Consider the following 18,495-nt stretch of genomic DNA (forward strand, 5'->3'; position numbering starts at 1 on the left):
ACTTAGGCCCAACGGTCGGCATTCGACCCGCTTGACGCCTAGGGAGGCGTGACCCGTGGGGGTCCGCAACGACCCCTAGGAGACAAGGCGTGGTCAACACCACCCCGGCTGACGTGCCCGCAAGCTTCCTGCCTGCACCAGCCATCGAAGCTGTAGCAGTCGGCTACGTCCGGCAGTCGTCTGCCAAGACCGACAAGAGTGAGGCATCACCCCTCACTCAGCGCAGCACCAACGAGAGCGAAGCCCTGACCCGTGGTGCGCGCTTCCTGCGGCACTTCGAAGACATCGGCATTTCCGGATGGGACCCGGACGCTTACCGTGAAGGCTTTGAGAACATGCTCAAGGCCGCACGCTCCGGAGCGTTCAACATGCTCATTGTCTACGACGTGAGCCGCTTTTCCCGGCGCGAAGTCATGGACGCTATCCCGATTGTCAGTGAGCTTCACCGACTCGGAATCACGATTGTCAGCGTCATGGACGGCATCTTTGCCCCGCGCGACACCATGGCCTTGATTTACTTGATCATGCGCCTTGACGCCGTGAACAAGGAATCAGAGCACAAGTCCAAGAAGGTCCGGGACGTAAAGGCCGCACAACGCGCTGAGGGTTCGTGGCTTGGCGGACAGACGCCGTACGGTTTCGACGCTGAGCGGTACCTCAAGGGCAAGCTGTCCCTAATGCGCCTGGTGCACAGCAAGAAAGAGGCGGCAAACCTTCGGCGCATCGTGGCTCTGATCTTCAAGTACAAGGATCAGCCGGTAAGCAAGAGGAAAGGCCAGCGCAACCCCGGAACGTTGTCGGCAATCTGCGACGACATGACAGCGAAGGGCATTCCTACGCGCGGGCAGCGCAAGGGGAAGGACAGGGCAAACTCCGCATGGGGAGTCAAGACCCTGAAATGGATTCTCCTTAACCCCGCCATTGCGGGCATGCGCGCTGACCCGATTTACAAGGTCAAGGACAACGGGACCAAGACCAACACCCTGATTGGGTACCGCATTCATCGGGACGAAGACGGGCGTCCGGTCATGATGTGTGAGCCCATCATCCCGCCAGCGCAATGGTACGAGCTGCAAGCGTGGCTCATGGGTCGTGGTCAGGGTGAGGGGGTGGCCCGTGGCACGTCGCTTCTCAGTGGCCTTCGGAATGCCGACCGGAAAGCCATTCTCACCTGTGAGTGTGGACGCCCGGACAAGGCACAGAACAGCGGGGCAAAGCCCGTTTACGTCTGCACCCGAGGAACGTACGTGCCGACGAAGCCGGGTGAGCATGAGGCGAAAAACAGCGTCATGCAAAGTCACCTTGATGACTACGTTGCCCGGCGCATCTTCGCTGTCATTCAGGATGCGACATGCAGCGACGCAAGCGCGGAAACTCTGGCCATTGTGGCTGAGGCAGCGCGGGTTTTCTCCATGGCTCAGGAACGCCCGGAGACAGCCGCAGAGCGAACCGAAGTAGTGGCGGAACGGGCTGACGCCCAAAACGCGCTCTCAGACCTGTACGACGACCTAGACGCGGGTCTCTACTCCGGCCCCGTTGGTCGGGAACGGTTCATTGCGAAAAAGGCGCGCATTGAGGCAAGAATCAGTGCAGCCGAAGCGCGCCTAGAGTCGCTGGCCGACCCGGAAAGCGTGGAACTTCCGCTAGCCGCATGGCTGGAATCGGAAAACGGTGACCCGCTGGGCGAAGACTCATGGTGGGCAACGGCTGACCTTGCCGATAAGCGGAAGTTCGTAGAGCTGTTCGTGCGAAAGATCACGGTCAAGCCTACGGCGAATGCCCACGGGGGCCGCGTACGGGGTGGCTACGACGTGACAAAGCGGATTGAGCTGGAATTCGTCCAGCCGAAGCGCGAAAGCGAATCCGAAGCCGCGTAATCCCTGGCACCCGCCCGCCGACTCTTGGCGGGGCTGACGGGCGGGTGTCCTCAACAAGAGGAGAGAGAAGTATGTCAGACAACACCCAACCCCTGTACTGCGAATCGGCGCGCGCTGTCGGCAAGGCACTTCGCGAGACGTGCGGGACGCGTAAGCCCGGATGGGAGAGCGGACCCGCCATCGGTCGGCACCGTATCCCGTGCGTCCGGCCGGAAGGCCACAGCGACGCTCACCGTGACGCGCTGGGGCAGGAATGGGCGGCTACTGCCGAGAGTCCCGCTGTCAGCACCGCGCGGGCAGCACTGGCGAAGGCTGACGCGCTGGACTTCACCGACACGCGCGCCATGGCTGCCGTTATCGGCTCTCTTCGTGAGTCGCTGCGGATGGTGCTGGAACACGTCAGCGAAGAGGACGAACGGACGCAGGAAGCGCGTATCTCGCTGTGGGCATCGCTGGGAGAGGCAGAAGCCCTGTGAGCCCCGTAGAAGCCTGGTCATGGCGTCAGGAGTACGAAACCCTGTCGGCACGCTGGGACGCACTCAGAACGGCACTCAGGGCCGAAGGTGACAGCGTCCTACTCCGGCAGCGCCTACAGCGAGTAGAAGCGCTCATGGCCACGCTGACGGGAGACGTTGAGGCGTTGAGCCGGTAAGCCCCAGTGACACGAGCCCCCCATCTGACAACCCGTCAGATGGGGGTTTCGCTATTTCGGACAGCGGAAGTGGTGACGATTGAGCGGCCGGAGTGACGGCAACAGAACGCCCAAAACTAGCCCTGACCTTTACTTTCTTATGTTTCTCTACTTGAAGACTAAGCATCTAGGTTAGACATAGAGACTCTAAAGGAAAACGGGAAGCTTGGTCGGCATCACCAGTTTCGTAAGGCAGGCATTCAACCCGCTTGGCCTCAAGAGAAGGCAGCGAGCGGCAACCTGTCCCGCTGTCCAACGGGAAGCCCTGAGCGCCTGCCTGACAGCCTCTCAGGGCAGCCCCGGTATCTGCATCCGGCGAACACGTCACAGGCGCTCAGGGGGGAACGTGAAGACGCAAGCCGAACTCAAAGCCCAGTGCTCCCGCTGGCGGTCATCCGACTACGCCGACGAAGAGCGTGCGGCAGCGCGTGAACGGCGCAAGATTCGCCGGATGGCTGCCCAAATTGTTGCCCGTGGCGCTGTTCAGCAGGGCTAAAAATCGCAATTCCGGAGCATTTAGTAAAGACTTGGCAAAGTAAAAATCGCTGAATCCTGGCATCAATGCAGGTCAGATGGCCTTTTATCTGGTTGTGCATAGCGTTCGACTCGCTAGATATACAGAGAAGGCAGTTAACGCGCCTTCGTCGCGCGCCTGCCAGGATTCAGCGCGACTCACACAAGCTACCCCCCTATCTGGGTTGTAGCGCTCGTAGCCCATCCCTGGCAGGGGGTTACGTGTGCTCCCCGGATAGGGGGGTTTTCTGTTACCTGCCAGGGGACTTCCATGCGCAACGACCTAGACGACCGACTAACCGAGCGCGATGCACAGCTAACCCGCTTTGCGTCGCGCTATCCCGCTGAGGCCAACGCAGTAGTTAACGCGCTCTCGAAGGTGCGCTACTACAAGGGTGAGCCTGACGAGTTCACTTGTGCTTGCGGCTCCGTCGCTGATGAGTGGCAGCTAGTCATTCTCGCTGACGTTGAGGGTCCCGCATTCCTGCCCTACAGCGAAGACCCGGACGATTACCAAGCTTTCTGTACTCCGTGCGCGCTGGACGTGTGCGCTGACCGACTTACCCGCCTGAACGCATGGCGCTTCGAAGGGGGCAACTGACGTGTCTTACTACGACTGGCGAAACCTCAGCGGCAAATGCGACTGGTGCGGGGAAGAGCTAAGCGGACGTAGAGAGCGGTTCTGTGGTAATGCCTGCCGCCTAGCGCTGCGTCGTTCCGAGAAGGCACAGAAGCGTCAGCGTGCCTGTGGGCTATGCGGACAGTCGTTCATCCCCCAGCGTCCCCGGCAGAAGTTCTGTGACTACTACGAAGACGCTGACGATATCTGCCGCGAAAAGCAAGATGACAGGGATGAAGACCAAGAGCTAGCCGAGATGGACCTAGCGGAGCGTCGTGACGCTTGCTGCGAACAATGCGGCAAGGCCGTTAAGCGCGCTGCCACGGGCCGTGTGGCGAAGTATTGCGGAAACCTCTGCCGACAGAAGGCGTACTACGAGCGCAAGAAGGGACAGGCGCTATGACCCGCATTGACGCTGCTTACGCGCTCTTTCTGTTCTCGCTGTCATCTGCCGCTATCACGCTGTACGCAGTGCTTCTGATGCTGGCCGAATAGACCATTTCCCCGCAGCGACACGGGCCGAATTGATGCGCGGGACCCGTAGAGCGCTGCACCAGGGGCGGGGGCTGAGAGTGGCAGTCCCCGCCCCCCCCCTACTTCCAGAGGAGAACTCACATGGACCCGTACGCGGGATTGCACGCCGTGCGCGTGCTTGAGGCATTCACGCCTACGCCGAAGGACGAAAGAGAGCGTGAGACGGTCCTACGGTCCTTCGCCACGCTCAATGAGATTGCCCGGCTTTACAAGGAAGCCACGGAGAGCGCCAATGCGTGCGAGTGATGAGCAGTACATAGACGACTTCGCGGCGGCATTCCTCGGAACCACTCAGCGCGACCCGCGCGGACGGGTTGAGTTGGTGCGCCTCTTCGCTGTGGTCTGTGAGTGGCTGCACATGAACGATCGATCCGGCATACCAATTGGCGCGTTCAATCGCCTGGTGCGCGCTGCGGGACTGGAAGTGAAGCACCGCCCCCAAGTCGTCTACGGCATCCGAATCACCTACTAAGCCAGTAGGTGACCAACTTCGAAGGACTGACCATGTGGACCAACCCGCCCATTAACCGAACCCCTGAGCGTCAGGCTAAGCACCTGACCGACCTTGCCCACGCGTGGCGCTATGACGCTGGCCTTGAGCACGCAATTGAGCTTGACGGCAAGGGCGTTGAGATCAGCGCGAGCGTGCGCACTCAGATTGGCTACTACCGCCAGGGTAAGGCGGCTGCCGAACAGCTAGGCATGAACACCAGCGCGCCGGAAGGGAACTGACCATGAACGCCATTGAGAAGGCCCGTGCTGCCGCTGAGAAGGCCGCACAGGAACTAGCCGCCCTTGAGACTGCCGAAGCCGAGAAGGCAGCACAGAAGGCCGCTGAGCGAGCCGAGAAGCAGCGGGCACTAGATGAGGAATTCCTTACGAAGTGGCAGGCGCTTGACGCTGAGCTACAGGCAGCCGGTTCGAAGTCTGCCGCTGATGTCGTCTATGAAGGCGGAGACGTAATTCAGGCTGTTGCCCTCTTCCACATTCAGCGAGCGAAGCGCAATGCCGTTCGGGCACACGCGCGGGCAGCGTACTTCCGGCTACACGGTGAGCACCCGGAAGACCGCTTTGCCATGGAGTTGACGTATCGGGAAATGCGGCTGGACCTTGAAGGCGCGATTAGCGGGGCTGCCGGTATGCACGCCGCTGACCTAGAGGACGCGCTTACGGCTGAGTGGACGGTGCCGGATGCTGAATGACGTACTAGACCCCGGTCCCGATGGGCTGTACGTCTATGCCCCCCGTGACATCAACGGTGCCCCCGCCTACTCGAATACCCACACCCCCGCTGATGTCGTGTACCCCGTTCCGGGCGCTGCCCCGATGGTGCGCGAGACATACATCAAGCGAATGCCGGACGGCTCACAGCATCCGATGAAGGTATGGGCTCCGGATATTCCTACCGTTGCGCTGGACGTGCTACGCACGAAGCTAGCGGAGTACCTAGCCAGCGAGTAAGACGACAGCGATAAGGGCTGTGCCAACTGCCAGCGGTACAGCCCTTCGCTATTGCAAGATCACGTTCGAGCCGGCTGGAATATCGCATATTCCTTGACCTGCAATCACTCCTCACAGTCACTTCGCTTTCGCCTGTGCTGTCGTTAAGCCCATGGCAAGCACTGAGGGCAGCACCAACAAGGCGTAGTGCACAGTGACAGCGGGACGGCTCGAATGAACGAGACTCACGCGCCACTGACGACAGCGGTAATGCGTTCTGACCGCGTAGGGGGTGGCGGGGGACCCCGACCCGCCCCCGGAAACAGTCGGCAGGGAGGTTTTCCGCTAGCCCCGCAACCGTAAGGATTTGCGCGGAGCCGCATACCCATTCATTAGCCCCTGGTGCGACGCCAGGGGCTTTCTCGTGACCGAGGGAAGATTCCCAATGACCTACCTTGACGACAATGACCGCGCACTGATTGAGCGCCTGGTGTCTGCCCGTCAGCGCATAAGGCAGATTGAGGCAGCCGAAGCACAGGCGCGACGGGATGCCGGATTGCCGCCGCTACACAAGGCGAATGGCCTGACAGCGCGCGAAGCCATGAGGCGCGTTTACGCAGCGGGCATGGACGCTCGTACCGCGCGTGAGTACATGGCTGGTGATTCCGAGTGAAGCGCGACTATCTAGGTTGGGCTGCACTGGTTGCCGCACTCGTAGGTACTGCATCCGCTGAGTACGACCTTGCCCGCGCGGCCGGATTCGGTCTGGTACTCGCCGGATGCGTCCCGGCTGCACTGGACGTGTACGCACTCCGCGCATTCGCAGTGCACCGGGATGTGCCAGCCGTTGTGATTGCGCTGGTTCTCGTGAATGCGGCTGCACACCTGGTTGCATCCGGCCGCATTCCGATGTCTGTTCTGTTGGTCATTGTCGTCAGCGCGATAGCCCCGCTGGTTCTGTGGCGCGTCAAGGCGCTGGGAAAGCCCGTGAACACCCCTCAGAAGGCCGAAGAGGCACCGGAGGTAGTCAGCGAGCCGAGAGCCCCGCGCAAGCCCGCTGAAAGCCGTACAGAGGTTCCGGTGAAGCGCACTCTGGCCGTGAAGCCTGACCCGCTGTTGCCGGATGCACGGCGGGTTGACTCCGAGATGCGCACCCGAACCGGCAAGGGTGCATCCCTCCGTGCACTCCAGACGGAATTGCGCATCGGGCAGGCGAGAGCCCAGCGCATCCGTGCTGCACTCGCTGTGTAACGAGCCCCGTACCCGCTACCCCTCAGTAGCCGGTACGGGGCTTTTCCCTTTTTAGCAGGAAATATGACTATTGCCCGGTTTCCTGTTCTCGCAAATCTTGGCCCTGGTCACCGTGCACGCATCGGGGGAGGCTGTAACGGGAACATCCCCGAGGATGGGAGGCGCAATGAAGCTTCGGATGATCTCGAAAGAGTGCGACAAGAAGGACTGCCCGACCCTCTACGCCACGGACAGGGGGACGCTTCTGGTTCAAGGTGACAGGCCGGAAGACCACGGGCTGACGCTGCCCGCACATGAGGGGGTTGTTGAGATTCCCCTGTCTCTGATCAAGAAGGCAATTGCTGATGGGGTCATCTAGGTCGCTGTCGGACCTCTTCGACTCGTTCGAGCGCGAAGCGTTCCGGCTCGAAACGCTGGACGACTACAGCAAGTCGGGCAGCGTTGAAGCGTACAAGGCATTCCTAGCCGGGGAGAGCAAGCCGGAAGGCTATAACTCCGATTGGGTGTCTGAGGTTCGCGGGTACGTGAATGAGGGAAAGCGTCTCTATCGTGTGCACATTCTCTCTCGTCCGCTGACTCCGTATCTGCGCTTCGAATTGGGGTGGGGCTACCGTACGAACATGCTCGGGGGTGAAGAGTTCTTCATTCTCGACACCACAGAGCGACCTAATCCGCTGGAAGGCGTAGACGACTTCTGGCTATTCGATAGCTTGTCCGCTGGCGTACTGCGCTACGATGATGCAGGAAAATTCCTCGGGGCTGATGTGCTTCCCGACGAACGAGCGGCAGAGTTCATCGCGCACAGGGACAAGGCTCTCAGCCACGCACAGCCGTTTACGGAATGGTGGGACAAGTACGGCGGTGAATAAGGGAGAGCTAGGCGCAGCACTCCGGGCACTGCGGAAGGCTTCTGGGAAAGAGGCCAAAGCTGTTGCCCGGAGTTCTGTCATGTCTGTAAGCAAGCTCAGCAAGATAGAAACCGGGAAGCTCTCACCATCTGCCGCTGACGTTGAGCGCATCCTTACGGCAATCGGTGTCTCGGATGAAGTGAAGGCAGAATATCTTGATCAGGCACGGGCTGAGGTCACCGAGGCTACGGCGTGGCGTCTTATTCAGCGTATGGGGCTGCACAGGGCGCAAGAACAGGTGAAAGCACTTGAGGCGCAGATGACCCGGCTAAAGGTGTTCCAACCGGCCCTGATCCCGGGACTTCTGCAAACCCCGGAGTACATTCATGCCATTCTGTCGCGCCATGGTCTCACGGACGATGTACTCAACAAGACGACTCGTTCAAGGCTAGAGCGTCAGCGCGTGCTGTACGACGTGAACAAGGATCAACAGTTCGTGATAACTGAGAACGTCTTGCGCTGGCGCATTGTCTCGCCCGGCAGGATGGCGGAGCAAGTTGACCGGCTTATCTCGTTGTCGCGACTGTCTAACGTAGACGTAGCGGTTGTGCCTTTCTCGGCGCAACAGGCCGATATTGCGAATCATGCTTTCGTGATGCGGGATGAGCGAACGGTTACAGTCGAGACTGTTCACGCTGAGATCGTAGTTACGGACCCGAGAGACGTAGCTGAGTACGTCGAGAAGTTCGAACGGTTCTCCGCTGTGGCGTTGCACGGGGACGAAATGCGAGAAATGTTGGAAGAACTACGGAACGAGCTTTTGCGGGAACAGGAAAACGGCTAGTTGGATCTGTCAGCCGCTCATAGGCTGATGACACCCACTGTCGAAGTCAAGGCAGGTCCCAATGGCTGAGTCTTCCCGTATCGAAGTCTCAAATCACCCCCGTCCGCAAGACCTGAGTCAACTTCAGTCAGCGTACGTCATGCACAGGCAGGAATGCCGGATGTGCACTCCAGAGCAGTCATGCGAAATGGCTAAGCGGCTGGAAAAGACGCGCGACGCTGCGGGGGTGGCCTCATGAGTGCATGCGCTGAATGCGCCCGGCTGGCGCGAGAACGGAACGAAGCCCGTCTAGCGGGCAATCTGAGCCGAGTCATTGACTGCAACGTCTTGATCAGGCGACACCCGAACCACGACAAAAAGCCGGTTGCTGCGGCAAGGGAGAGCGCATGACTCGCGCAACCTACCGATTTCGCGAGCACGCAATCAGGCCGGACCTTCGGCCGGAAGCTGAGCCGATTCTGTCGGCAATGCAGTGCAAGTCATGCGGAGACACCAGCGAGAAGACCGAAGAGTTCGAGGACGGTACGGCGTGGGCGGCCAAGCACCTGAAAGCCAACCCGGACCATGCGGAATACCGAGAGCACATCACGCGCCCGTACTGGGCGGAACCGGGAGCGTGGCAGTGATGGAGACGACGCAGCAACCCACAACGTGTGAGTGGGCACCGGGCACGGTCGGAGACGACGTGATGACCGTGCACATGGTCCGGGACGGCAAGCCCCTCTGTGGCGCGTCCGGAGATGTGGACTACTGGCAGCGTCGCGCGACGTGCGCTGAGTGCCTGTCCAGCGAGTGACCCCGGCACGCTGAGGACGGCAAACATGGCTCAGCGCGTCGGTACAGCCCCCGTCGTGTGCTTCCCCCGAAGGCATGCGGCGGGGGCTTCCTATGCCCGTACGCTGGCCCCTATGGCGGAAGAGACCCGAACAGCACTGGTACGGCGGGCACGGAAGATCAATCGCGCTCTTGCTGAGGTTTACCCGTACGCGCACTGTGAACTCGACTTCGTGAACGCATGGCAACTGTTGGTAGCAACGGTGCTCAGCGCACAGACGACAGACCTACGGGTCAACCAGGTGACTCCGGGGCTGTTCGCGAAGTACCCGCGCCCGGCTGATCTGGCCGGAGCGGACCCGGCTGACGTTGAGGACTTGATCAGACCAACGGGGTTCTTCCGCGCCAAGACCCGGAGCATCACCAGGCTTGCCGCTTCCGTGGTCGCTGACTATGACGGGATGGTGCCCAAGACCCTTGCTGAGCTGGTGAAACTTCCAGGGGTGGGGCGGAAGACAGCGTTCGTGGTCACGGGCAACGGGTGCGCGTGCGACGCGAGCCTAGCGGGGGACCCGAACCATGGTGCTAAGGTGTCAACCCCCTTCGGCGTGCCGGGGCTGACCGTGGACACCCACTTCGGGCGGCTGGTGCGCCGCTGGAAGCTCACCGAGCAGACGGACGCCGTCAAGGTCGAGCAGGAGATCGACGACCTGCTGCCGGAGAGCGAGTGGACGATGTTCTCGCACCGCACGATCTTCCACGGCCGCCGCATCTGCCACTCCCGCAAGCCCGCCTGCGGCGCCTGCCCCATCGCCGAGCTGTGTCCCTCCTACGGCGAGGGCGAGACCGACCCGGAGAAGGCGAAGAAGCTGCTCAAGTACGAAATGGGCGGTCAGCCGGGCCAGCGCCTCAAGCCCCCGGCCGACTACCCGGGGCAGCCCGCGCCGCCGCTGCCCTCCCGCCGGCCGGCGGCCGGGGGCGCCCAGTGACGGGCGCACGGCGGTCCCCCTCTCCCTCCCCCTGCCCTTCCTCGTCCCCGTCCACCCCCTCGTCCCCGTCCACCTCCTCCTCCCCGTCCTCGTCCAAGTCCTCGTCACCTTCCGCGCCCGGCCCGGGTCCCGGCGACCCCGTGGAGGTCAGCGACCGGGGGCTGCCGGAGTGGCTGCTGCCCGTACGGGACGCGGCCGAGACCGTCGAGGCGAGCCAGCTCAGCCGGTTCCTGCCGCCGCGCGACGGCGGAGGACGTCCCTCCGCCGTCCTGGTGCTCTTCGGTGAGGGCGCCGACGGCCCCGAGCTGCTGCTGATCCAGCGGGCGTCCAGCCTGCGCTCACACGCCGGGCAACCCTCTTTCCCGGGCGGTTCCCTCGATCCGGAGGACGGCGATCCGCAGGGGGACGGCAGGCTGCGGGCCGCGCTGCGCGAGGCGGAGGAGGAGACGGGCCTCGACCCCTCGGGCGTGCAGGTGTTCGGCGTACTGCCCAGCCTCTACATCCCCGTCAGCGGCTTCGTCGTCACGCCGGTGCTGGGCTGGTGGCGCCGCCCGACCCCGGTGGCGCCCGTCGACCCGGCCGAGACGGCCCGGGTCTTCACCGTCCCGATCACCGATTTCACCGACCCCGCCAACCGCGCCATGGCCGTCCACCCCGCCGGGCACGTGGGCCCGGCCTTCCTGGTCGGCCCCGCGCTGGTGTGGGGGTTCACGGCGGGCCTCATCGACCGGATCCTGCACTACGCCGGGTGGGAGCGCCCCTGGGACCGGGACCGCCGGGTTCCGCTCGACTGGCACGCGTGACCCGGGGCGGACCGCCCCGTGCGGCCTGACCGCTGCCGACCGGTTGTCCGAGGGGAATGACCGTCTTGGCCGAGGAAGTGACCGTCTGCGTTCACACGTTCGGCAGGCGTGAGTCCGGCGGTGCCGTGCTCATGAGACGGTGTCCCTTCCGCCTGCCGCACGGGTCGCCGGCACACGGGCCCCCGCGCACGGACCACTGGCCGCCCGGACCACTGGCCGCACGGGTCACTGGCCGCGCGGGCGCGGCGGGCGGTGCACGAGTGTCGAGGTGAACCCGAGGCGAGGCTGATTCGGTGAACATGCTGGACGTACTGCTGCTCGCGGCGGCTGTGTGGTTCGCGATCGTCGGCTACCGCCAGGGCTTCGTCGTCGGCATCCTGTCCGTCCTCGGCTTCCTCGGCGGCGGACTGGTCGCGCTGTTCGTCCTGCCGCTGCTGTGGGACCAGTTCACCGGGGGCGAGCGTCCGGGGACGGGCATGGCGATCGGCGTCGTCATCGCCGTGATCCTCTGCGCCTCGGTCGGGCAGGCGCTCACCACCCACCTGGGCAACAAACTGCGGCAGCACATCACCTGGTCGCCCGCGCGGGCCCTGGACGCGACCGGGGGCGCCCTCGTCAACGTGCTCGCCATGCTGGTCGTCGCCTGGCTGATCGGCTCCGCGCTGGCGGGCACCTCACTGCCGACGCTGGGCAAGGAAGTACGCGACTCCAAGGTCCTGCTCGGCGTCTCCAGGGTGATGCCCCGGGGGGCCGACAACTGGTTCGCCGACTTCTCGTCCGTACTGGCCGAGAGCGGCTACCCGCAGGTCTTCTCGCCGTTCGCCAACGAGCCGATCCGCGACGTGCCGCCCCCCGACCCGCGGCTGGCCGGCAGTCCCGTGGTCGAGCGCGCCAAGCGCAGCATCGTCAAGGTCGTGGGCACGGCGCCGAGCTGCGGGAAGGAGGTGGAGGGCACCGGATTCGTCTTCTCGCGGGGCAAGGTGATGACGAACGCGCACGTCGTCGGCGGTGTCCAGGCGCCGACCGTGCAGATCGGCGGCGAGGGGGCGCGGTACGGCGCCAGCGTGGTGCTCTACGACTGGAAGCGTGACATCGCCGTCCTCGACGTCCCCGGTCTGCACGCGCCCGCGCTGCGCTTCGACGAGCACGACGCGGACAGCGGCGACGACGCGATCGTGGCGGGCTTCCCGCAGAACGGCGGCTACGACGTACGTGCCGCGCGGGTGCGCGGCCGGATCACGGCCGAGGGACCCGACATCTACCACCGGGGCACCGTCGGCCGTGACGTCTACTCGCTCTACGCCATGATCCGCGAGGGCAACTCGGGCGGCCCGCTGCTCACCCCCGAGGGCCGGGTCCACGGCGTGGTCTTCGCCAAGTCGCTGGACGACGACCGCACGGGGTACGCGCTGACCGTCGACGAGATCCGCGAGGACATCACCAAGTCACGCACGGCCCGCCGCCCGGTGGACACCCAGGGCTGCGCGCTCTGACGGCACCGGCGCCGCGCCGGGGAGCCCGGCAGGGGTCAGCCGCGGGTGTGCCGCAGTCTCGCTCCCACCCAGCGCGCCCGGCGGCGCAGGATGCGGGGGATGCCCAGCTCGGCGTCCGCGGAGTGCGGTTGCCGGGCGGCGCGCGGAGAAGCCTGGCCGCGCGGGTCCCTCAGATGACCGCGGTTACGTGCCACGTCACGGAAGTCGTGCGTCAAGCCCATACCGGGGTGCTTGCCCTGGGCCCAAGGTCAGTAATCACCCACCCGCCGCTCATTCGGCCTATGCGGTGGGCATGTGTGCGGAGTGGAGCGAAGCGGAGGAGAAGAGCGGGGAGAACGGGCGGAGGAACGGGAGAACGGGCGGAGGATCGGGAGGAGGAGCGGGCGAAGAAGCGGGCACGCGCGGGCCTCAGCGGTCCGGCTCCGGGTCGCTGAGCCAGTGCACCAGTTCCGTGGTGAAGGCCGCCGGGTCCTCCTCGTGCGGCCAGTGCCCGAGCCCGTCGAAGAGCCGCCAGCGGTACGGGGCTTCCACGTACTGCCCCGAACCCGCCGCGCTGCGCGTCCGCATCACCGGATCGAGTGAACCGTGCAGATGGAGCGTCGGCACCCGCACCGGCCGCTTCATCCGGCGGTAGAACTGCACCCCGTCCGGCCGCGCCAGCGACCGCACCAGCCACCGGTAGGGCTCGACCGAGCAGTGCGCCGTGGAGGGGATGCACATGGCGCGCCGGTAGTTGCCGAGGGCCGGACCGCCGGTTTCCCCGGCGTTCCCGGCGGCTGCGGTGGTGTCGGCGGCGGCGACGGTGTCGGCGGCGACCGTGGTGTCGGTGGTGTCCGCCAGCTTGGGGCCGGCCCACTCCCTGATCAGCCGCTCCACCAACGCGCCGTCGTCGGCGACGAGCTGACGCTCCGGCACCCACGGGCGCTGGAAGCCCCAGATGTGGGAGCTGGCGGCCGTCTGCCGGACGTCGGCGAGCATGGCGGCCCGCCAGCGGCGCGGATGCGGCATCGAGACGACGGCGAGCCGGCGGATCAGCTTGGGCCGCATCACCGCCGCCGTCCACGCCAGATAGCCCCCCAGGTCGTGTCCGACCAGCGCCGCGTCGGGCTCCCCCAGGGAGCGGATGACCCCGGTCACATCGAGCGCGAGGTTGGCCGGGTCGTAGCCGCGCGGCGTACGGTCGCTGCCGCCCACGCCCCGCAGGTCCATGGCGACGGCGCGGTAACCGGCGTCGGCGAGCGCGGGCAACTGGTGCCGCCACGCCCACCAGTACTGCGGGAATCCGTGCAGCAGCAGTACCAGCGGGCCTTCCCCCATCTCGGCGATGTGGAAGCGCGCTCCGTTGGCGGCCACGTCCCGGTGCGTCCAGGGGCCCTCGGGACGGATCACGGCCGTGGGACTGTCTGCGAGCGTCATACGGACGAGCGTGTCACACCCTGGAGCTGCGGGCGCTCCTTCCCACCGTCCTCCGCCGCACGCGGGTGCGGCTTGGCGTGCGAGAGGACGGACGCGCTCTGCTTGGCGGACGCCATCGACTTCTGCGCGCTCTTGCTCCTGGAGACCTTCTTGAACTTGGCCAGCGCGAGCAGCAGCAGAAGCAGCGCGAGCGCGATGAACGCGCCGCCCACGATCAGGAACGACCAGGCGAGGCCGAGACCCAGGTTGTGGATGCCGTAGGCGGCGGCGAAGCTGAGCACGGGCAGTGCGAAGAGCAGCAGTACCCCGGCGACCAGGGCCGCGCCGCTGCCCATCACGCCGCGCTTGACGTCCTGCCGCAGTTCGGCCTTGGCCAGCGCGATCTCGTCGTGCACCAGCGCGGACATCTCCGCGGTGGCCGCCGCGACCAACTGGCCGAGGCTGCGGCCGTCGTCGGCTGCGCTCATCGCTCACTCTCCCTTGCGTCTCGTACGGGCCCGCGGCGGTGCGGGCCCGGTGCTTCCTCCGGCTCCAGTGTCCGCCCGGTTCCCGTACCCCGAACGCGGAGGGGTACCGGTCCCTTCGCGAACGAGGGCTCCGCCGGGGAGGCCCGCGCCCCGCGAAGGTCCCCGTCACGGGAGGTCCGGCGCCCGGCGCCCCGGATTACCGGCCGGTCACCATGTGTCAGGCTCGATCATGCCGGACCATCATCCGCCGCGTCGTCGCCTTGGGCCACTTCGGCGAGCCTGCGGTGTTCCGCCGCCTTGGCCTCGTAGAGGGCCGCCATCCGGAGGTGGAAGTCCGGGTCGCCCTCCTCGTACACGTCCGGGACGCCGTCGCCGTCCTCGTCCCGCTCCTCTGCCTCCAGCAGCGAACGGTACCTGCGCGTACGGAGTTTGAGCAGGATCCCCGCGAAGACGGCGGCCAGCAGGGAACCCGTGAGCACGGCGGCCTTGGACTCGTCGGTGAGCGCGGCCTCCCCCGCGAAGGCGAGTTCACTGATCAGCAGCGAGACGGTGAAACCGATCCCGGCCAGCGCGGCGATGGCCAGCACGTCGGCCCAGGCCAGGTCCCGGTTCAGCTCGGCCTTGGTGAAACGGGCCGCGGCCCAGGCGCCGAAGAACACCCCGAGCGTCTTGCCCACCAGCAGCCCGAGGACCACCCCCAGGGTCTCCGGCCGGGTGAACACCTGGGTCAGGGCCCCGCCCGAGACCGCGACACCCGCCGCGAACAGCGCGAAGACGGGTACCGCGAGCCCCGCCGACAGCGGCCTGACCAGGTGTTCGATACGCGCGGCCGGTGACGCCGTCTCACCCGGCCGTACCGAGCAGCGCAGCATCAGCCCCATCGCCACGCCGGCCACCGTGGCATGCACCCCGCTGGCGTGCATCAGCCCCCAGATGACGAGCGCCAGCGGCACATACACGTACCAGCCACGCACCCCCTTGTGGTGCAGGAACCAGAAGACGGCCAGCCCCGCGACCGCCCCCGCCAGCGCGCCCAGGCTGATCCCCGCCGAGTAGAAGACGGCGATGATCACGATGGCGCCCAGGTCGTCCACCACCGCCAGGGTCAGCAGGAAGGCGCGCAGCGCGGAGGGCAGGCCCGTGCCGAGCACCGCCAGCACCCCCAGCGCGAAGGCGATGTCGGTCGCCATGGGAATCGCCCAGCCCCGCAGGTCCCCGCCGCCCGCGGCGGAGGCGGCGACGTAGATCAGCGCCGGGACGGCCATGCCGCACACCGCCGAGACGATCGGCAGCGCCGCCGCCCGCGGATCGCGCAACTCACCCGCGACCAGCTCACGCTTCAGCTCGATACCGGCCACGAAGAAGAAGATCGTCAGCAGGCCGTCCTTGGCCCAGTCGGCCACCGACAGGTTCAGATGCAGCGCCTCGGGCCCGAAGTGGAAGTCCCGTACGTCCGCGTAGAAGCCGCTCACCCCCGTGTTGGCCAGCACCAGTGCGAGAACGGCGGCGGCCAGCAGGAGGGTCCCGCCGACGGTCTCGGTACGGAGCGCGTCCGCGAGGAACGTCCGCTCGGTCAGCGGCAGCCTGCCGAGGAAGACGGAGCGGCGGCGGGCGCCGTCGCCGTGGGGCGGGGACATCAGGGACCTCCCTGGAGGGTGGCGGACACACCTGTGGTGTGTGCCGACCAGACTTCCCGGCTCGCCCCATTTCTTGGCGCATTCTTTACGCGCCCCCGCCAGCCTAACCAATGCGAGTGAGGGGGCACCCGGCCACCGGGTGCCCCCTCACCGCGCGCTCACGGACTCACGCCGCGCTCACCTCGCTGACCAGGTCAGTCCTCGCTGGGCGCGCTCGGCAGCTTCGCCTGGATGAGTTCCATCACGGAGGAGTCGGTGAGGGTCTGCGTGTCCCCCAGCGTCCGGTTCTCCGCGACGTCGCGCAGCAGTCGGCGCATGATCTTCCCGGAGCGGGTCTTGGGCAGCTCCGCGACCGGCAGGATGCGCTTCGGCTTGGCGATCGGGCCGAGCTGCTTGGCCACATGGGCGCGCAGCTCCTCGACCAGCGCCTCGTCCTCGGCGGACTCGGCCACCTCGCCGCGCAGGATCACGAACGCGCAGATGGCCTGCGTCGTCTGCGGGTCGGTCGCGCCCACGACCGCCGCCTCGGCCACCTTCGGGTGCGAGACCAGCGCCGACTCCACCTCCGTGGTGGAGATGTTGTGCCCGGAGACGAGCATCACGTCGTCCACCCGGCCCAGCAGCCACACATCGCCGTCGTCGTCCTTCTTCGCGCCGTCGCCCGCGAAGTACCTGCCCTCGAAACGCGACCAGTAGGTGTCCAGGAACCGCTTGTCGTCGCCCCAGATGGTGCGCAGCATGGACGGCCACGGCTCGGTGAGCACCAGGTAGCCGCCGGCGCCGTTGGGCACCTCGTTCGCCTCGTCGTCCACCACCGTCGCCGAGATACCCGGGAGCGGCACCTGCGCCGAGCCGGGCTTGGTCTCGGTGACGCCCGGCAGTGGACTGATCATGATGCTGCCGGTCTCGGTCTGCCACCAGGTGTCGACCACGGGGGTGCGGTCGGCGCCGATGTGGTGCCGGTACCACATCCACGCCTCGGGGTTGATCGGCTCACCCACCGAGCCGAGGATGCGCAGCGACGACAGGTCGAACTTCGCCGGGATGTCGTCGCCCCACTTCATGCAGGCACGGATGGCGGTCGGCGCCGTGTAGAGGATCGTGACGCCGTACTTCTGCACGATCTCCCACCAGCGGCCCTTGTGCGGCGAGTCCGGGGTGCCCTCGTACAGCACCTCCGTCGCCCCGTTGGCCAGCGGGCCGTAGACGATGTACGAGTGCCCGGTCACCCAGCCGACATCGGCCGTGCACCAGAACACGTCGCTCTCCGGCTTGAGGTCGAAGACCGCGTGGTGCGTGTAGGCGGCCTGCGTCAGATAACCGCCGGTGGTGTGCAGGATGCCCTTCGGCTTCCCCGTGGTGCCCGAGGTGTACAGGATGAACAGCGGGTGCTCCGCGTCGAAGTCCCGCGGCGTGTGCTCGTCCGACTGGCGGCCGACCAGCTCGTGCCACCACACGTCCCGCCCCTCGGTCCAGGAGATGTCCTCCTGCCCGGTGCGCCTCACGACCAGGACGTTGCGCACCTTCTCGGTGCCCGGCCGGGTCAGCGCCTCGTCCACGGCCGGCTTGAGTGCGGAGGCCGCGCCCTTGCGGTAGCCGCCGTCCGAGGTGATGACGACACGCGCGTCGGCGTCCTCGATACGGGTCGCCAGCGCGTCCGCCGAGAAGCCGCCGAAGACCACCGAGTGCGGGGCGCCGATACGGGCGCACGCCAGCATCGCCACGACCGTCTCCGGGATCATCGGCATGTAGATCGCGACCCGGTCGCCCGCCTGCACACCCAGCTCGGTCAGCGCGTTGGCCGCCTGGGAGACCTCCCGCTTCAGGTCGGCGTAGGTGAGCGTGCGGGTGTCACCGGGCTCGCCCTCGAAGTTGATGGCGACCCGGTCGCCGTGGCCGGCCTCCACGTGGCGGTCCACGCAGTTGTAGGCGACGTTGAGCTTGCCGTCCTTGAACCACTTGGCGAACGGGGGGTTCGACCAGTCGAGCGTCTCGGTCGGCTCGGTGCCCCAGCTCAGACGGCGCGCCTGCTCGGCCCAGAAACCCAGCCGGTCGGCCTTCGCCTGCTCGTAGGCCGCGGCGGTCACATTGGCATGCGCGGCCAGATCGGCGGGCGGGGCGAACCTCCGCTCTTCCTTGAGCAGGTTGGAGAGGGAAGAATGCTCGCTCACTTTTCCCCCTCCTCCTTGAGCAGGCTGGCCAGGTTTTCGTTGCTCACGGCATCTCCCTTTCCCGGGGTGTGCGCTGTGTCCCGCCCTAGCTCATCAGCCGCCCCACCTCCATGACAAGGGCCGTCACC

22 protein-coding genes are annotated in these 18,495 nt (G+C 65.9%); 16 read left to right on the forward strand and 6 right to left on the reverse strand.

Going from position 1 to position 18,495, the window contains the following annotated elements; all coding sequences use genetic code 11:
• Positions 1 to 89: 89 nt before the first annotated feature.
• Positions 90 to 1,877 carry a recombinase family protein gene (locus FM076_RS18440; RefSeq protein ID WP_173872108.1) on the forward strand — a complete coding sequence of 596 codons (1,788 nt, stop codon included), beginning with the start codon at positions 90 to 92 and terminating at the stop codon, positions 1,875 to 1,877.
• Positions 1,878 to 1,948: 71 nt separating this feature from the next.
• On the forward strand, positions 1,949 to 2,353 hold the full coding sequence (locus tag FM076_RS18445; protein ID WP_173872110.1) for a hypothetical protein: 405 nt from the start codon (positions 1,949 to 1,951) through the stop codon (positions 2,351 to 2,353).
• Positions 2,354 to 2,959: 606 nt separating this feature from the next.
• On the opposite strand, the gene FM076_RS18450 is transcribed toward FM076_RS18445, so the two are convergent.
• The gene (locus FM076_RS18450; protein WP_173872112.1) at positions 2,960 to 3,127 is read right to left on the reverse strand and encodes a hypothetical protein; all 168 of its coding nucleotides are present in this window, start codon (positions 3,125 to 3,127) and stop codon (positions 2,960 to 2,962) included.
• A gap of 225 nt (positions 3,128 to 3,352) precedes the next feature.
• Here FM076_RS18450 and FM076_RS18455 point away from each other — a divergent pair, with 225 nt between their 5' ends.
• From FM076_RS18455 to FM076_RS18520, 14 genes are all read left to right on the forward strand, one after another.
• Positions 3,353 to 3,682, forward strand: a complete 330-nt coding sequence (locus FM076_RS18455; RefSeq protein ID WP_173872114.1) for a hypothetical protein — start codon at positions 3,353 to 3,355, stop codon at positions 3,680 to 3,682.
• 1 nt (position 3,683) lies between these two features.
• Positions 3,684 to 4,103: a hypothetical protein gene (locus FM076_RS18460; protein ID WP_173872115.1), complete on the forward strand. Its 420-nt coding sequence runs from the start codon at positions 3,684 to 3,686 to the stop codon at positions 4,101 to 4,103.
• A gap of 363 nt (positions 4,104 to 4,466) precedes the next feature.
• Positions 4,467 to 4,706, forward strand: a complete 240-nt coding sequence (locus tag FM076_RS18465; protein ID WP_173872117.1) for a hypothetical protein — start codon at positions 4,467 to 4,469, stop codon at positions 4,704 to 4,706.
• An 8-nt stretch (positions 4,707 to 4,714) separates the two neighbouring features.
• Positions 4,715 to 4,966 (forward strand): hypothetical protein, encoded by a 252-nt coding sequence (locus FM076_RS18470; RefSeq protein WP_173872119.1) that lies wholly within the window; start codon positions 4,715 to 4,717, stop codon positions 4,964 to 4,966.
• A gap of 2 nt (positions 4,967 to 4,968) precedes the next feature.
• The gene (locus tag FM076_RS18475) at positions 4,969 to 5,436 is read left to right on the forward strand and encodes a hypothetical protein (RefSeq protein WP_173872121.1); all 468 of its coding nucleotides are present in this window, start codon (positions 4,969 to 4,971) and stop codon (positions 5,434 to 5,436) included.
• 683 nt (positions 5,437 to 6,119) lie between these two features.
• Complete coding sequence (locus tag FM076_RS18480; protein WP_173872123.1) at positions 6,120 to 6,347, forward strand: hypothetical protein; 228 nt, start codon at positions 6,120 to 6,122, stop codon at positions 6,345 to 6,347.
• Positions 6,344 to 6,925 (forward strand): hypothetical protein, encoded by a 582-nt coding sequence (locus FM076_RS18485; protein WP_173872125.1) that lies wholly within the window; start codon positions 6,344 to 6,346, stop codon positions 6,923 to 6,925. The genes FM076_RS18480 and FM076_RS18485 overlap by 4 nt, the downstream gene beginning before the upstream one ends.
• Before the next feature lie 178 nt (positions 6,926 to 7,103).
• Entirely contained in the window at positions 7,104 to 7,283 is a 180-nt protein-coding gene (locus FM076_RS18490) for a hypothetical protein (RefSeq protein ID WP_428814916.1), read from the forward strand.
• A complete protein-coding gene (locus FM076_RS18495) occupies positions 7,267 to 7,794 on the forward strand; it encodes a DUF6879 family protein (protein WP_173874844.1) in 528 nt (175 codons plus the stop codon). Before FM076_RS18490 ends, FM076_RS18495 begins: the two co-directional genes overlap by 17 nt.
• Positions 7,795 to 7,822: 28 nt before the next feature.
• Positions 7,823 to 8,617 carry a helix-turn-helix domain-containing protein gene (locus FM076_RS18500; protein ID WP_243274994.1) on the forward strand — a complete coding sequence of 265 codons (795 nt, stop codon included), beginning with the start codon at positions 7,823 to 7,825 and terminating at the stop codon, positions 8,615 to 8,617.
• A gap of 386 nt (positions 8,618 to 9,003) precedes the next feature.
• Positions 9,004 to 9,243, forward strand: coding sequence for a hypothetical protein (locus tag FM076_RS18505; RefSeq protein WP_173872130.1), 240 nt, complete (start codon positions 9,004 to 9,006; stop codon positions 9,241 to 9,243).
• A 195-nt stretch (positions 9,244 to 9,438) separates the two neighbouring features.
• Positions 9,439 to 10,380, forward strand: coding sequence for an endonuclease III domain-containing protein (locus FM076_RS18510; protein WP_173872132.1), 942 nt, complete (start codon positions 9,439 to 9,441; stop codon positions 10,378 to 10,380).
• Between the two features lie 140 nt (positions 10,381 to 10,520).
• Positions 10,521 to 11,183 (forward strand): NUDIX domain-containing protein, encoded by a 663-nt coding sequence (locus tag FM076_RS18515; RefSeq protein WP_173872134.1) that lies wholly within the window; start codon positions 10,521 to 10,523, stop codon positions 11,181 to 11,183.
• 293 nt (positions 11,184 to 11,476) lie between these two features.
• Positions 11,477 to 12,676: a MarP family serine protease gene (locus FM076_RS18520; RefSeq protein ID WP_173872136.1), complete on the forward strand. Its 1,200-nt coding sequence runs from the start codon at positions 11,477 to 11,479 to the stop codon at positions 12,674 to 12,676.
• A gap of 35 nt (positions 12,677 to 12,711) precedes the next feature.
• Here the strand turns inward: FM076_RS18520 and FM076_RS18525 are convergent, their stop codons facing one another.
• From FM076_RS18525 to acs, 5 genes are all read right to left on the reverse strand, one after another.
• The gene (locus FM076_RS18525) at positions 12,712 to 12,897 is read right to left on the reverse strand and encodes a hypothetical protein (protein WP_173872138.1); all 186 of its coding nucleotides are present in this window, start codon (positions 12,895 to 12,897) and stop codon (positions 12,712 to 12,714) included.
• Positions 12,898 to 13,084: 187 nt separating this feature from the next.
• The gene (locus tag FM076_RS18530) at positions 13,085 to 14,092 is read right to left on the reverse strand and encodes an alpha/beta fold hydrolase (protein ID WP_173872140.1); all 1,008 of its coding nucleotides are present in this window, start codon (positions 14,090 to 14,092) and stop codon (positions 13,085 to 13,087) included.
• The gene (locus FM076_RS18535) at positions 14,089 to 14,559 is read right to left on the reverse strand and encodes a phage holin family protein (RefSeq protein WP_173872141.1); all 471 of its coding nucleotides are present in this window, start codon (positions 14,557 to 14,559) and stop codon (positions 14,089 to 14,091) included. The genes FM076_RS18530 and FM076_RS18535 overlap by 4 nt, the downstream gene beginning before the upstream one ends.
• A gap of 227 nt (positions 14,560 to 14,786) precedes the next feature.
• Positions 14,787 to 16,196: a Na+/H+ antiporter NhaA gene (gene nhaA, locus FM076_RS18540; protein ID WP_173872143.1), complete on the reverse strand. Its 1,410-nt coding sequence runs from the start codon at positions 16,194 to 16,196 to the stop codon at positions 14,787 to 14,789.
• A 194-nt stretch (positions 16,197 to 16,390) separates the two neighbouring features.
• A complete protein-coding gene (gene acs / locus FM076_RS18545) occupies positions 16,391 to 18,367 on the reverse strand; it encodes an acetate--CoA ligase (RefSeq protein WP_173872145.1) in 1,977 nt (658 codons plus the stop codon).
• Positions 18,368 to 18,495: the final 128 nt, after the last annotated feature.

This window comes from Streptomyces albus subsp. chlorinus, from assembly GCF_013302895.1.
GTDB classification, from domain to species: Bacteria; Actinomycetota; Actinomycetes; order Streptomycetales; family Streptomycetaceae; genus Streptomyces; species Streptomyces chlorinus.

Bases quoted from the DNA above. Each gene is read 5' to 3' on its own strand.
- FM076_RS18525 (WP_173872138.1), bottom strand. From the start codon at position 12,897: ATGGGCTTGACGCACGACTTCCGTGACGTGGCACGTAACCGCGGTCAT.
- FM076_RS18450 (WP_173872112.1), bottom strand. From the start codon at position 3,127: ATGCCAGGATTCAGCGATTTTTACTTTGCCAAGTCTTTACTAAATGCT.
- FM076_RS18465 (WP_173872117.1), top strand. From the start codon at position 4,467: ATGCGTGCGAGTGATGAGCAGTACATAGACGACTTCGCGGCGGCATTC.
- FM076_RS18480 (WP_173872123.1), top strand. From the start codon at position 6,120: ATGACCTACCTTGACGACAATGACCGCGCACTGATTGAGCGCCTGGTG.
- FM076_RS18510 (WP_173872132.1), top strand. From the start codon at position 9,439: ATGGCTCAGCGCGTCGGTACAGCCCCCGTCGTGTGCTTCCCCCGAAGG.
- FM076_RS18535 (WP_173872141.1), bottom strand. From the start codon at position 14,559: ATGAGCGCAGCCGACGACGGCCGCAGCCTCGGCCAGTTGGTCGCGGCG.
- FM076_RS18505 (WP_173872130.1), top strand. From the start codon at position 9,004: ATGACTCGCGCAACCTACCGATTTCGCGAGCACGCAATCAGGCCGGAC.
- FM076_RS18445 (WP_173872110.1), top strand. From the start codon at position 1,949: ATGTCAGACAACACCCAACCCCTGTACTGCGAATCGGCGCGCGCTGTC.
- FM076_RS18490 (WP_428814916.1), top strand. From the start codon at position 7,104: ATGATCTCGAAAGAGTGCGACAAGAAGGACTGCCCGACCCTCTACGCC.
- FM076_RS18455 (WP_173872114.1), top strand. From the start codon at position 3,353: ATGCGCAACGACCTAGACGACCGACTAACCGAGCGCGATGCACAGCTA.
- FM076_RS18530 (WP_173872140.1), bottom strand. From the start codon at position 14,092: ATGACGCTCGCAGACAGTCCCACGGCCGTGATCCGTCCCGAGGGCCCC.
- FM076_RS18475 (WP_173872121.1), top strand. From the start codon at position 4,969: ATGAACGCCATTGAGAAGGCCCGTGCTGCCGCTGAGAAGGCCGCACAG.
- nhaA (WP_173872143.1), bottom strand. From the start codon at position 16,196: ATGTCCCCGCCCCACGGCGACGGCGCCCGCCGCCGCTCCGTCTTCCTC.